Origin of the sequence: Actinopolymorpha singaporensis (assembly GCF_900104745.1) — a bacterium.
Lineage (GTDB): Bacteria > Actinomycetota > Actinomycetes > Propionibacteriales > Actinopolymorphaceae > Actinopolymorpha > Actinopolymorpha singaporensis.
The window spans coordinates 46,822-59,767 of sequence record NZ_LT629732.1 but is presented as its reverse complement, the minus strand read 5'-3'; the positions used below and the strand labels follow the sequence as shown (position 1 = coordinate 59,767).

The 12,946-nt window shown below is 71.5% G+C and carries 12 protein-coding genes; 2 read left to right on the top strand and 10 right to left on the bottom strand.

All coding sequences use genetic code 11. The features are described from left to right. Positions 1 to 68: 68 nt before the first annotated feature. The 3 genes from BLU27_RS00245 to BLU27_RS00235 form a co-directional block, all read right to left on the bottom strand. Positions 69 to 923, bottom strand: coding sequence for an inositol monophosphatase family protein (locus BLU27_RS00245; RefSeq protein WP_241827701.1), 855 nt, complete (start codon positions 921 to 923; stop codon positions 69 to 71). A 172-nt stretch (positions 924 to 1,095) separates the two neighbouring features. Then, on the bottom strand, positions 1,096 to 1,455 hold the full coding sequence (locus tag BLU27_RS00240) for a hypothetical protein (RefSeq protein WP_197681618.1): 360 nt from the start codon (positions 1,453 to 1,455) through the stop codon (positions 1,096 to 1,098). 79 nt (positions 1,456 to 1,534) lie between these two features. Then, a complete protein-coding gene (locus BLU27_RS00235; RefSeq protein WP_241827700.1) occupies positions 1,535 to 2,740 on the bottom strand; it encodes a low temperature requirement protein A in 1,206 nt (401 codons plus the stop codon). A 250-nt stretch (positions 2,741 to 2,990) separates the two neighbouring features. Between BLU27_RS00235 and BLU27_RS00230 the strand changes: the two genes are divergently transcribed. Next, the gene (locus tag BLU27_RS00230) at positions 2,991 to 3,431 is read left to right on the top strand and encodes a DUF4333 domain-containing protein (RefSeq protein ID WP_092649432.1); all 441 of its coding nucleotides are present in this window, start codon (positions 2,991 to 2,993) and stop codon (positions 3,429 to 3,431) included. 58 nt (positions 3,432 to 3,489) lie between these two features. Here BLU27_RS00230 and BLU27_RS29445 read toward each other — a convergent pair whose 3' ends face one another. Beyond that, positions 3,490 to 3,906, bottom strand: coding sequence for an SRPBCC family protein (locus BLU27_RS29445; RefSeq protein ID WP_172804839.1), 417 nt, complete (start codon positions 3,904 to 3,906; stop codon positions 3,490 to 3,492). A gap of 228 nt (positions 3,907 to 4,134) precedes the next feature. Here BLU27_RS29445 and BLU27_RS30750 point away from each other — a divergent pair, with 228 nt between their 5' ends. Further along, positions 4,135 to 6,975, top strand: a complete 2,841-nt coding sequence (locus BLU27_RS30750) for an ATP-binding protein (protein ID WP_172804838.1) — start codon at positions 4,135 to 4,137, stop codon at positions 6,973 to 6,975. A gap of 7 nt (positions 6,976 to 6,982) precedes the next feature. On the opposite strand, the gene BLU27_RS00220 is transcribed toward BLU27_RS30750, so the two are convergent. The 6 genes from BLU27_RS00220 to BLU27_RS00195 form a co-directional block, all read right to left on the bottom strand. Beyond that, on the bottom strand, positions 6,983 to 7,858 hold the full coding sequence (locus tag BLU27_RS00220) for an alpha/beta fold hydrolase (protein ID WP_092649428.1): 876 nt from the start codon (positions 7,856 to 7,858) through the stop codon (positions 6,983 to 6,985). A gap of 105 nt (positions 7,859 to 7,963) precedes the next feature. Continuing rightward, positions 7,964 to 8,158 carry a hypothetical protein gene (locus BLU27_RS00215; protein ID WP_092649426.1) on the bottom strand — a complete coding sequence of 65 codons (195 nt, stop codon included), beginning with the start codon at positions 8,156 to 8,158 and terminating at the stop codon, positions 7,964 to 7,966. Between the two features lie 52 nt (positions 8,159 to 8,210). Further along, positions 8,211 to 9,584, bottom strand: a complete 1,374-nt coding sequence (locus BLU27_RS00210; protein ID WP_092649425.1) for a sulfatase family protein — start codon at positions 9,582 to 9,584, stop codon at positions 8,211 to 8,213. A gap of 65 nt (positions 9,585 to 9,649) precedes the next feature. Further along, complete coding sequence (locus tag BLU27_RS00205; RefSeq protein WP_092649423.1) at positions 9,650 to 11,089, bottom strand: sulfatase family protein; 1,440 nt, start codon at positions 11,087 to 11,089, stop codon at positions 9,650 to 9,652. Next, positions 11,086 to 12,072: a Gfo/Idh/MocA family protein gene (locus BLU27_RS00200; protein ID WP_092649421.1), complete on the bottom strand. Its 987-nt coding sequence runs from the start codon at positions 12,070 to 12,072 to the stop codon at positions 11,086 to 11,088. Before BLU27_RS00200 ends, BLU27_RS00205 begins: the two co-directional genes overlap by 4 nt. Positions 12,073 to 12,118: 46 nt before the next feature. Beyond that, positions 12,119 to 12,910, bottom strand: a complete 792-nt coding sequence (locus BLU27_RS00195; protein ID WP_092649419.1) for a sugar phosphate isomerase/epimerase family protein — start codon at positions 12,908 to 12,910, stop codon at positions 12,119 to 12,121. Between the last annotated feature and the right edge of the window lie 36 nt (positions 12,911 to 12,946).

Sequence of the window (12,946 nt, the reverse complement as noted above, 5' to 3'; positions counted from 1 at the left end):
TCGGCCGCTGTCTTCCGGGGGTAGACCTGCGCTCGCCCGCGAACTCATCGGTCGGGTCGGAAGACGCGCTAGTGGCCGACCCCGGCGGCGGCGAGCAGGGCCAGCAGTTCGTCCCGGACGGCAGCCGACACCGCGATGGTCCCCTGGGAGTCCAGGTCGTGCGGACTGCCGTCGACGTCCACCACGTCGGCGCCGGCCTCGCGGGCGATGATCACGCCCGCCGCGGTGTCCCACGGCTTGTTGCTGAGCAGGACGCAGGCGTCCACGCGACCGGCGGCCGTCCATGCCAGGTCGGTGGCGGCCGAGCCGAGCATCCGGATGCGTTCGACCCGGTGGGCGAGTTGCTCGACCATCGCCAGCCGGAGCGGGTTCTGCCGCTCGGCCGCCGCGCCCGTGGCGAAGTCGCCGACCGCGACGAACGCACGCTGCAGGCTGGTCGCCCTGCCGCCGTGGATGGGGTCGCCGTTCAGGAACGCGCCGCCGCCCCGACGCGCGTGGTACCGCTCGTTCAGGAACGGCAGGTCGATCACGCCGAGGACCGGGCGTCTGCGGTGGACCAGCCCGAGCGACGTCCCGCACATGGGCACGCCGTGGATGAGGTTCGACGTACCGTCCACCGGGTCCAGTGCCCAGAACGGTCGCTCGTCGGCAGCCGGGTCGGTCACGGGCAGCTCCGGCCGGCCGCCTTCCGTCGCACCGGAGCCCTCCTCCTCGCCGAGGAAGCCGAACCGGGGTGTGTGTTCGCGAAGGTAGGCACGAAGCTCGCGTTCGACGGTGAAGTCGAGGTTGGAGGCGAAGTCCCGGTCGCTCTTCTGGGTCACCGAGGTGAGAGACACGCCGGACTCGCCGCGCAGAATTCGCCGGGCGATGTCGGCGGCGCCCAGGGCGACGTGCAGGAGTTCGTCCAGGTCCAGCCCGGCCACAGCTTCCCTCCTGCTGATCGCTCGCGCACCGTGCGGGTGAGTGCGCGCCGACGCCGGTGAGCGTACGCGAGCACACCGTCGAGTCGAGCGGCGCGTACCCGCTCTGGGGGCGGTTCACTCCCGGCCGGTTTCTCGTCGCGCTGTCAGGCCGAAGGTGCGGCTTTCGCAGCTCTCAGCGAGGGTCGATGATCTCGGGCGCGTACACCGTGCCGAGAGGCTCGGGCCCGACGTACTGCTGGCAGTTGCACTGGCGAGCCTCGAACTGCACCGGCTTGCGGTCGGCATCCCAGGCGACTGGCGCCTGTACCTCCTCGTGGCACTTCCCGGTGGACCGGTCGTGCTTGGCGAGGTGGTGGGTGCAGCCGCAGATGGGCTGCGGCGGCTGGTCGGCGGCCTGCTGGGCGAGCGTGCGGCGGGTGGTCTCCCGCTCGAGTTCGAGCCGGCGCTTGTGCCGGGTCTTCAGCGCCTTCCGCGTGGTCTCGACTATCCAGCTGGCGCCGCCGAGCCAGACAAAGATGAGAAGGATCCACATCCAGCCGCTCATTGCGTTCCCCCAAGGTCGTACGCCGCCCAAGCATCGCACCCGGCGTCGAGCGCCGGCAAGGTGAGTTTCACTGCGACGGCGCGCTCGCACGTCGCTGGACAGTCGTCACGGCGACGGCCAGCACGCACACGGTCGCGATGGCCGCGACCACGAAGACCGAGCCGGCCACCACCGACGCGATTGGCAGCAGCAGGGTGAGGCCGGCGCCGACGATAGTCACCGCGGGGTGGATGACCCGCCGAGGTGCGATCGGTGCGTGCGCCGCCGTCAGCAGTACGAGGAACACGCTGACCGGGATGGCCACGGCGTAACAAACCGTCAGCGACGACACGTGCGACGTCCCGACATGGCGCCCGGTCTGTGCGACCGCGACCTCAAGTCCCGCACCGAGAGCAGCGAGCGCCGCGAAGATGAAGTAGTGGCCGTAGCCCCACAGGTACGAACGCTGGCGGTTGCGGCTGAGCCCCTCTCCGGCGGGCTGGAGGAAATACAGCCACCACAGCGCGAAGAGCAGGACGAGCCCGGACACGGAGATCGTCACGAGCGAGCCGCTCACGCCGCCCTTGATCGCCGCGGCGACACCGACGGAGGTGGCGAGCACGCTCTCACCGAGCAGGATGATGGTGAACAGGCCATAGCGTTCGGCGATGTGGTGCGGGTGCCAGGTCGTGGACACGGCCCGCTCCGCCACAACGGGCACTGTGAGCTCCAGCGCGACGAGAACCAGGAAGATCGGGAGCAGTGAGCCTTCCGGGAGTACCCCGGCCTCGGCGAGGAGGAGGCGCAGCACCCAGCCGACCTGCAGGATCGAGATCCCCGCGGCATAACGGAAGGCCGTCCCACGACTTGGCGGATCCTCGATCCCCGCCCGCAGCCACTGGGCGACGAGACCCACCCGCATGATCAGGTACCCGAGCGTCACCGCGCCGAGGTTGCCGTCGTGCACCGCCGCCGGCACGCCCGCCGCGAGCACGAGGACCCCGGCCATCTGCACCAGCGTCAGGAGCCGGAACGAGACGTCGTCGGTGTCGTAGGACGAGGCGAACCAGGTGAAGTTCATCCACGCCCACCAGATCGCGAAGAACACCTCCAGGAACGGCGTGACCCCAGCGACCGCGTGGCCCGCTTCGATGCCGTGCGCGAGTTGGGCCACGATGCTCGCGACCGCGACCACGAACGTGAGGTCGAACAACAACTCGAGCTGACTCGAGGCGCGGTGCGGCTCGTCGACCGACCGCGCGGTCATGCGGACGTGGATCCGGATCTCGCTCAAGCTGGGTGTTCCATCCTGTTGCCGAGCGTCTGTGCGTACCGGCAAGGGTGCCATGCTCCTCGCCGCCCTTCGGGCTCACTCGAACCTCGTCGGCGAGATGGGTAGGCGTGCGCCCGAGACGGCTGCGGCGATGTCGTACACACCGAAATGGCCGAAATGGCCAACCTGGGTGATCGCCGCGCCGGTACGACCGAGCGGGGCCTACCGTTCTGCGACGCACCATGGAACTTCCGAAGGTGAGCGCGGTCAGATGCAGCACGGTACGGACGCACACAACCCACAACCGGTCTGGCCCGCGATGCCGCCCCAACCTGTCAGGGCCGACCGGGGCTCGCCGTCGAAGCTCGCGATCGTGAGCCTCGTCCTTTCCGGCATCGCCCTGATCGGCGTGATCGCGGTGCTGGTGTTGTTCCTCGGCGGAGGCCCTGATGGAGGCGGTCCGCTGACCGGGAAGCTGACCGGGAAGCTGGCCACCTCGTCGGCCGGTGTCCGGGGTGCGGACCTCGAGGACGTGGTGACGAACCGGATCACCGACGACGGCGGCGACGTCGGGGCGATGAGGTGCCCGGACGTCGCCTCGGTGGCCCAGGGCGTGGTCGCGGTCTGCCACGGTTCGATCAGCGGAGACGACTGGGCCGTGATCGTGTACTTCGAGGACGCGCAGGGCCACTACACCCTGGATCCGATCTAGGGTGCGTGGCGGCCCGACGGCTCGGGCCGCCACGCGGAGGGGCGGGTGCGCTCGGGGCTCAGGAGTTCGCGACGAACCTGCTCAGCCCGTCCACGAGGATCGTGCTGCCCTGCTCGGTGGCGTCGCGCTCCTCCGGGGTGTCACAGGTCTGGGACACCGTGATCTCGGATCGCTCGCCGCGGTCGTTGAAGTCGGCGGACATCACCACAGGGTCGGGCCGGCCGGGGACCTCCATACCGAGGACGAGGCGGCGGTTCTCCGCGACCTCGAGGTAGGAGCCGGCGAGCGGGAACTCCCCGCCGGGGGTGACCATGGTGGCCTTCCACCTGCCACCCGGCCGGACGTCCATCTCGACCGAGCCGGGGACGGCGTTCGCCCACTGGGCGTACTGCTCGGGGGTCGTCCACGCTTCCCACACCCTGGCGACCGGCGCGTCGAGCGTGCGGGTGTGGTTGTAGGTGTAGCCCTCCGTCATCGTGAATCTCCTTCTGCACATGGGGTCTGCGGTGCATGCGGTGGTGTCCGTCGAGTGGTCGTAGCCACGGCCACTGCCGCTGCCCGGCCTTCCGGACGAGCACCATCGTCGGCCGACGGGCGTGGCCAGGCATCCGTGGCCGCCACGGATCCGCCACGGATCCGCCACGGACCCACCACGGATTCACCACTGGACCGCTGCGCACCGTCAGGCGGATACGGTGCACTCGTGGGGGAGGCAAGGACCGGCGCGGCCCCGGTTTCCGAGCGGGAGGCCGAGGTGCTCGGCCTGTTGCGTGCCCGGCTGTCCAACGCCGCGATCGCCGGCCGGCTGCACATCTCGGTCCGCACGGTGGAAAGCCACGTGTCCTCCCTGCTGCGCAAGTACGGCGTACCCGACCGGGCAGCCCTGGCAGCACTCGCCGGCGCGCCGGACGGCGCCACCGGCAGCGGCCCGGATGGTGCGACGGCGGGTTCGTCCCCTGCTCAGATCGTCGGCCTGCCCGTACCCCGGACTCCCTTCATCGGCCGGGTACCCGAGCGGGACGCGATCCTGTCCGCGCTGCGGACCGAACGTCTGGTCACGCTGCTCGGCCCGGGTGGGGTCGGCAAGACCCGGTTGGCGGCGAGCGCGGCGTGGGTGGCGGGCCCGGCGTTCCCTTCCGGCGGTGCGTTCGTGGACCTGGTTCCGGTGGGCGCGGAGTTCGTCGTACAGGCCGTCGCGGCCGCCCTCGGTGTCACCGAGTCGGGCAGGCAGACGTTGATGGAGGGGATCGTCCGCCGCCTCGGCGTGGGCCGCTCGCTGCTGGTGCTGGACAACTGCGAGCACCTCGTGGAGGCCGTCGCCGCGTTCGCCGACCGGATGCTCTCCGGCTGTCCCGAGCTGACGGTCCTGACGACGAGCCGGGAGCGGCTGGCTGTGCCCGGTGAGCGGGTCCTGCCGGTGGCTCCGCTGCCGCTCGGGTCTGACGCGGAGGAGCTGTTCCGGGTACGCGCGGCAGCGGTCGATCCCGACGTCGTGCTGGACCCACCGGTCGTAGGGGAGGTGTGCCGGCGGCTGGACGGGATGCCGCTGGCGATCGAGCTGGCTGCGGCCCGGGTACCCGCGCTGGGTGGAGAGGGGTTGCGGGCCGGGCTGGACGACGCGCTCCGGCTCGTCTCCGGCGGCCGGGGCGCCCACGTACGGCATCGTTCGCTGCGGGACGTGATCAGCTGGAGCTACGGACTGCTCGACGCCGACGAGCGCGGGTTGTTCCGGCGGCTGGCGGTGTTCGCCGGGTCGTTCGACCTGGCCGCGGCGTCGGCGATGGTCCACGGCGGAGACGCGAGCGCGGCGGCCGACCTGCTCGGGCGGCTGGTGGAGAAGAGCATGGTCGTACGGCAGCGCGGTGCCCGGTGCAGCTGGCGGCTGCTGGAGACGGTCCGCGCGTTCGCTGCGGACGAGCTCCGGGCGAGCGCAGAGCTGACCGAGGTGCGCGGCCGTCACCTGGAGTGGGCGACCGGCGTCACCGCCGAGCTGGACCGGCGCCGGATCGCGGGCGAGCCGTGGCAGGACGACTTCGACGTGGTGGCAGACGACCTGCGAGCCGCCGTGTCGCACGCCTGGGCGAACAGATCGAGTCTCCCGGTGACCCTGACGGGGCGTGCACACGGCCTGGCCCGGTCCCTCGCTGCGCTGAGCTACGCCCGCAGGTTCGTCAGCGAGGCGACCCTGCACTTCAGGCAGGCGGCCGACCTCGCTCCCGCACCGGGTGACGCCGCCCGGGACCTGCGCGGCGCGGCCGAGACCACACTGGCCGGCCTCAACCCGGGCACCGAGGCGTTCGACCTGCTCGTCGCCGGTGCGCAGCGGGCCGGCGAGGCCGGCGAAGCCGACGTCCGGGCGAGGCTACTGGCCCGGGCCGTGGAGGCGGCCTGCAGATTCACCGCCGATCCGACGGCGGTTCCCCGCGAGCGGCTGACCCGGCTGCTGGCCGACGCGCGGGCCTGCGCCGATCCGGGCAACCCGGTGACGGCCGCAGCGCTGGCGGCGGCGGCCGCGTGGGCGGGTGGGTACACCCGGCGGGCGCCGGATCCCGAGACGGCGCGGCAGGCGGTGACGGCGGCCCGTGCAGCCGACGACGATCCGGTCCTGGTCAGCGCCTGCCTGGACGCGGTGAGCGCGGCGGCGATCCGGGCCGGCCGGCTGCGCGAGGCCCACCACGTGTCGGGGGAGCGGCTCCCGCTGGTGGACGAGATGGCGCGGGACGACCCTGCGGCGGGCGCGGAGATCGCCGACGCGCTCCACATGGCGGTGACGTACGCCGTCGCGGCCGGTGACCTGCCCGCCGCCAGGCCCGCGGCGGTCCGGCTGCACGCCGACGAGCTCGTCGGCAACCACCCGTACGCCTCCGCCGGAAAGCTGATCACCGTCCTCGCGTTGTGTGGGGCGTTCGGCGAGGCGCTGGACCACGCCGACGAGATGTGGGACGGCTGGCTGCGCGCCGGGCGACCGGTGTCGACCCCCCTGGCGCCGGCCGTCCTCTCGGTCGCGCTGGTCCACGGCCTGCGCGGCGACCAGGAGAGGTTCGCGGACTGGCGAGCCCGGGCCCAGCGGGTGAGCGGGGTCGGCGGGACCGGCGGCGCGACCGACCCGGCCGGCCCGGCCACCATGGACGACGCGCCCGGCGTCGCGTCGTTCGCTGCCTTCGTCGACGCGCGGATCGCGGTGCACACCGGGCGTCTGGACGACGCGGCGGAGGTGGTGCGGCGCGCGTTCGGGGCCTATCCGCTGAGCCGGCACGAGGCGTACGCCCACGCGGCCGGTGCGGAGCTGGCGGTGGTGGCGGACCTGCCGGATGCCGCCGGCCGGCTGGCGGAGGCGGCGACCTGGGTCGAGCAGAACGCCTGGGCGGCGGCGTGCCTCGCCCGTGCGCGGGGACGAGCATCCGGAGATCCCGCTCTGCTCGCCGAGTCGGCCGCCGGGTGGGAGCGTATCGGCGCCGCGTACGAGCTCCGCTACACCCGCGACCTCATCGGCGCGCCCGGCGCGCCCGGCGCGTCGGACCTGCCGACCGCCTCGACGCGGTGACCGGCACTCACGGCTTCGCGCGTACCGGCGCCTCCACGAACGCCTCGACCATGGTCGTCAGCCACTCGGCGCGCTCCATCAGCGCGAGGTGCCCGGTGCCCGGAAGCACGGCGAGCTGGGAGTTCGGAAGGCCGGCGGTGTCACCGGGGACCCCGCCGCCGAGCAGCCGGAACATCGACAACGCGTGCTCGGTACGCACGACGTCGGAGTCGCCCACGACGATCAGCGCCGGCGCCTTGATGGCCGCCACCGCCTCCTCCGGCCAGCCGACGAACTCCAGGTTGAGCCGCTTCACGCGTTCGATCAGCACCGGCCAGTCCTGCGGCCTGGGCGCGGTCCGCAGGTAGTCCTCCTCGAACGGGCTGCCCGCGAGGTGTTCGGGCTGGAGCGCGGCCATGTCCTCGACGACGCCGGGGTGGAAGCCGTCCCGGTCGTACGCGGGGGTGGCCAGCACCAGCTTGCGGACGAGCTCGGGATGGCGGATGGCGAGACAGACGGCGATGCCACTGCCCATGCTGAAGCCGAGGATGTCCGCGTCGTGTACAGACAGGTGGCGCAGCGCGGCCGCGGTGTCGTCGGCCAGCTGCTCGTAGGTGAGCGGGCGCTCGATGTCGCCGGTGTGGCCGTGCGCCTGCTGCTCGACGGCGACCACCCGGTGCCTCTCGGCCAGCAGGGGTAGGACTGCGCCGAACGACGTGCCGATCGTGGTGAGCGCACCGTGCAGCAGTACGAGAGGACGACCCTCGCCGTGCACCTCGTAGTACAGCTCCAGGCCGTTCACCGGCACGTAGCCGCTCGTGGCGGCGACTCCCGACGGTGTGCCCGACGATGTGTCCGGCCCCGCCGGTGGCGTGGGCGGCTCCGTGGTCGTGGAGTTGGTCATGGTGGTGCCTCCGTCCCGCGGGTCCCAGGCATGTCTTCCCGGTCCGCGAGGCCTCCGACCATGGATCCCCGAGGAAATTGTCGGTCGCCGGAAGATTTCCGCTGGTCAGACGGGGTTGACGCCGCCCCAGTGGCGCGGGTCGTCCCGGCGGTTGGGGAACGGCTCCGGCGGGTCGGTTTCGGCCGTTTCGACCCACTCTGCCGGCGAAACGCGCTCGGGCAGCTCGCCGAACCGGACGTACCGGAGGAACGCGAGTTCCTCGTCGGTGAAGCGTTCCCGGGGGCCGGTGGTGTCGGTCATCTGCGACCTCCTGCGGGGCGAGCGAAGCGGCTGCCTCCATTGTGCGCCCTGATCACCGCCCTGCGGGTGCGCGGGCGAGCACCCGCGCGAGGAAGCGCTCGAACGGCAGGCCGAGTCCCTGGGTGAGCAGGGGATCCGGACCGCCGTGGTACGCCAGCAGCCGGGAGCGCTCGTGCTCCAGCAGGGCCTGGAGGCACTCGGTCAGTTCGGGGGTCTCCCCGGACAGGTCGCGGGTCTCGCCCGGGTCGGCGCGCAGGTCGAACACCAGCGGGTCCGGACGGCGCGGGCGCCCGTAGAAGTCCGGCAACGGCGTGCCGTCGGCGAGCGCGGTGACCGGCTGGACCAGCTTGTGGTCAGGCGTACGCACCGACACCGAGGCCTGCCGGGTGGACTCCACCGACAGCACGTGCTCCCGGCCCGGCGCGGCGGGATCGGTCAGTACGGGCCGCAGGCTGGTGCCGGTCAGCGGGTACGCCGGCAACGGGATCCCGCCCAGGTCGCACAGCGTCGGCAGCAGGTCCTCGTGCGAGACGAGGGCGCCGCGCCTGCCCGGTGGCAGGCCGGGCACGCGCATCATCAAGACCGTGCGGGTCACCGCGTCGTACAGGCCGTGGTGGTCGAAGTGGAAGTCGCCCTCGCCGAAGCACTCGCCGTGGTCGGACAGGACGACGAACACCGTGTCGTCCCACAGGCCGAAGCTCGTGAGGCCCTCGACGAGCCGGGTCACCTGCGCGTCGACCTGGCTGATCTCGCCGTCGTACTGCGCGAGGACGTACGCATAGTCGTCCGGGTGCCGCAACCGCATGTCTGCGAGGAACGCGTCGTAGTAGCCGGGCGACAGGGCCCGGACCTCGGCGAGGTCGAACGGCCCGGACCCCGGTTCGTAGTGGAGGGTGTCGTACGGCGGCCGCGGACCGTAGGGCGTGTGCGGGTCCCAGTAGTGCACGAACAGCAGCAGCGGGTCGTCCCCGGGAGCGTCCGAGGCGTCCGCCGCCAGCGACAGCGCCGCGTCGGTGATGCGGGCGCTCTGGTCACCGAACGGCGTGTAGACGAAGCCGGAGTACTGCTCGAACCCACGGGCGAACCAGCTGCCCCGGCCGGATCCCTGCACGACGAGGTTGTCGCACGCCGCGGTGTGGTAGCCCGCGTCCTGCGCGAGCTGGGGCAGGCTGGCGATCCGGGGACCCATCCGGTGCCGGGCCGGGTGGGTGACGACCTGGTGCACCAGCGGGTGCAGGCCGGTGAGCAGCGTGGTGAACGCCGGCGTGGTGGGAATGCCCGCCGCGCAGAACGCGTCGAAGACGACGCTCTGCGCGGCGAGCGCGTCCAGGCCCGGAGACGTCGGGCGCCGGTAGCCGTAGCACCCCAGATGGTCCGGACGCAGGGTGTCGATCCCCACCACGACGATGTGCGGACGCCTTCGCACGTTGGGTTCGGCTCCGTTCGGTGATTCGGTGCGCGGTGATTCGGTGCGCGGTGGCCGAGCCGATCTCAGCGGCCGGCGTTGAGTTCGCTCGGGTCGGGGATGTTGGCCGCGCCGCCCCCGGAACCGACGCGGTCGCGCAACGGCGTCGCCCCCGCGCCGACCACCTCGTCCGGCCTCGGCTGACCGATCGCCGACGCGCACGCGCCCTGCTCGGCCACCGGGTCCCGGGTCTTCCCCGTCTCGGTCAGCCGCCGACCGAGCCACGCGTCCAGCCGGTCCGACAGCTCCTTCACCACGGCGGGTTCGCTCTCGGCGATGTTGTCCTGCTCGCCCGGATCGGCGTGCAGGTCGTACAACTCCACCATCGGCCGCCCGTGCGGGTCCGGCTCGATCGCCCGGATGAACTTCCACCGGTCGGTGCGCAACCCGCGCTTGACTTCCCAGGTCGCCTCGGACAGGTAGACGGTGTCGTAGTTGCCGTCGCGTACGCCGGACAGCACAGGGAACAGGCTCAGCCCCTCCATGTGCTCCCGCTGCGGAATGCCCACGGCGTCGAGCAGGGTCTGCGCGACGTCGAGGTTCTGCACCAGTCCGGGTATCCGCCTGCCCGCGGGCAGCGTCCCCGGCCAGGAGATGATCAGCGGGATGTGGACGTTCCCCTCGTACAGCCCGTGGTGGTCGAAGTAGCCGAGCTGTTCGTTGAGGACCTCGCCGTGGTCGGCGGTGATCACCACGATGGTGTCCTCGCGGACGCGTTCGAGCGCGGCGAAGACGCGGGCGAGATCGTCGTCCATGTAGCGGATCTCACCGTCGTACAGGTCGATCACGTGCTGGGCGTCGGTGACGCCGGGCATCCAGTCGTGGAAGTACCACTTGAACGGTTCCCAGCTCCACGCCTCGTCCATGCTGTGGTTGTCCGGGTCGTACGGGTCCCGGCCGCTGTCGGTGTAGAGGTCCTCGTAGCCGGGCGGCGGGAGGTAGGGCGTGTGCGGGTCCCAGTAGTGCAGGAAGCAGAAGAACGGCCGTTCGCCGGCGACCAGGTCGTCCAGCACCGGCAGCGCGAGGTTGGTCACCGTCTCGGCCTTGCGCAGCACGGTCGGGTCGGAACGATCCCATCGGTACTGCTCGTAGCGTTCGTAGCCGCGGGTGAAGTGCCGGCCCATGTTGTCCACCGCCGCGGTGGCGTATCCGTTGTCCCGCAGGATCTCCGGCAGCAGGCGTACACCGTCGGCGACCGGCACGCCGCCGCCGATGTTGACGATGTCGTGGGTGATCGCCTCCTTGCCGGAGAACAACGTGGTGAAGCTCGGGTGGGTGGGGATGTTGGGCGCGATGCAGCGTTCGAACACCACGCCCTCGGAGGCGATCGCGTCGATGTTGGGGCTGGTGTCGCGGCCGTAGCCGTAGCAGCCGAGGTGGTCCGCGCGCTGGGTGTCCAGCGCGATCAGGACGATGTTCGGTCGCCTGCGGCCGGCGGACGGCGTGCGCTCGGCGTCGTCGGTCATCCGGCCACCTCCTCGATGGTGCCGTTCTCGAAGGACCGGATCGCCGCCTCGATGACTTCCTGCGCGGCCAGGCCGTCCTCACCGGAGGCGTCCAGCGGACCGCCGGCGGCGACCTGCGAGACGAACGCGTTGATCCGGTTGCGGAACGTCTCGTTGAAGTTGCCCATCCCGCCCATGATGGAGTTCTCCACCACCAGCTTCTCCGGCGACGTACGCGGGAAGAACTCCAGCTTCTGGTAGACGTTCTCGATCACCAGCCGGCCCGCGCTGCCGCCGACCTCGCACCGCTCGATCGGGTGCAGGCCGCTGGCGTCGTAGCTGCCGGTCAGGTGACCGACCGCACCGCTGGCGAACTGCACGTTGACCGACGCGTTGGACCAGATCTGGCGGCCCGGGCCCTTGTGGCAGAAGGCCTGCACCTTCGCGATCGGCCCGCCGAAGTAGCGCATCACGTCGATCGAGTGCGGGTGCAGCGCCCGCAGGTGGAACCACGGCGAGCTCTCGTTCGGGTTGTTGATCCACAGCGCCATGTTCAGGAACAGCACCTCGCCGAGCGTGCCGTCCTCCTGCAGCTTCTTGGCGCGTTCGGCCGCGGGGGTGAAACGGTGGTTGAGGTTGACGCCCATGAGGACGCCGCGCTCCTTGGCCGCCCGCACCATCTCCCGGGCGTGCTCGATGTTGTTGGAGATCGGCTTCTCCACCAGGACGTGCACGCCGGCCTCGATCGCCTGCATCGTCGGCTCGTGGTGGTGACCGCCGTTCTCCGGTCCGGCGGTGGCGATGCTCACCGCGTCCGGGCGTTCGGCGGCGAGCATCTCACCGAGGTCGTGATAGGCGGGTACGCCGTAGGTCTTGGCCACCGGGTCGACCCGGCCGGCGTCGATGTCGCACAGGGCGACGAGCTCGGCGTCGGGGTTCTCCGAGTAGTAGCGGGAGTGCGTCTTGCCGATGTTGCCCAGGCCGACGACTGCGACACGCAACATGGGTCTCCTTTTCGAAGGGGTAGGAGCAGAGTCGGGTCCGGCCGGGTCAGCCGAGCTCCTGCAGGCAGCGGTTGAGGTAGCCGCGGGTCTCCGCCGCGATCGAGGTGGCCTGCGGCAGGGTGTACGACGCGGCGCCGATCACCTCGAGGTTGAGCGGTCCGGCGTACCCGACCTCCTTCAGCGCACGCAGGGTCGCCGGGATGTCGACGGTGCCGCGGCCGGGCACCTGGGTGGGCGGCGGGCCGACCAGGCGTTCGCGGGACGCGCAGTCGCGGAAGTGGCTGGTGATGATGCGCGAACCCCACTGGCGGGCCACGTCGTCGGGGTCCTCGTCGGCGCGGTAGAGGTGGCTCGGGTCGAAGTTCAGCCCGAGTGCCGGGTGGTCGACCTCGGCGGTCAGCCGCAACGCGGTCGCCGCGTCGAAGATCGCCTGCCCGACGTGGGGCTTCACCGCGAGCCGGCAGCCGTGGTCGCGGGCGACGTCGGCCAGCCGGACGACGTTCGCGATCGCCTCCTTGGTGGACTCCTCGTCGCCGGACTTCCCACCCGACCCGACGTTCACGATGTCGATGCCGATCGTCGCCGCGAGCTCGCAGACCCGGGCCAGCCGTTCGGGGTCGGTGGTCGCGGCCTCGACGGCGGTGGCGGTGAGCCCGGCCGCCTCGACCCGCTTGCCGACTACCTCCGCGCCGCGGGTGCCCTGGTCGACGGAGAGGTGCTCACACATGCCCTTGATCGCGGCGAGCTCGACGTACTCGTAACCGGCGAACGCGATCTGGTCGAGCGCGTCCTGCACGTCGAATCCGGCGAACAGCACCGTGTTGCATCCGAGCTTCACAGGTCACCTTCTCTTTCGGGTTTCGTCGTGACTGTC

Bases quoted from the DNA above. Each gene is read 5' to 3' on its own strand.
- BLU27_RS00215 (WP_092649426.1), bottom strand. From the start codon at position 8,158: ATGACCGACACCACCGGCCCCCGGGAACGCTTCACCGACGAGGAACTC.
- BLU27_RS00200 (WP_092649421.1), bottom strand. From the start codon at position 12,072: ATGTTGCGTGTCGCAGTCGTCGGCCTGGGCAACATCGGCAAGACGCAC.
- BLU27_RS00220 (WP_092649428.1), bottom strand. From the start codon at position 7,858: ATGACCAACTCCACGACCACGGAGCCGCCCACGCCACCGGCGGGGCCG.
- BLU27_RS00240 (WP_197681618.1), bottom strand. From the start codon at position 1,455: ATGTGGATCCTTCTCATCTTTGTCTGGCTCGGCGGCGCCAGCTGGATA.
- BLU27_RS29445 (WP_172804839.1), bottom strand. From the start codon at position 3,906: ATGACGGAGGGCTACACCTACAACCACACCCGCACGCTCGACGCGCCG.
- BLU27_RS00230 (WP_092649432.1), top strand. From the start codon at position 2,991: ATGCAGCACGGTACGGACGCACACAACCCACAACCGGTCTGGCCCGCG.
- BLU27_RS00205 (WP_092649423.1), bottom strand. From the start codon at position 11,089: ATGACCGACGACGCCGAGCGCACGCCGTCCGCCGGCCGCAGGCGACCG.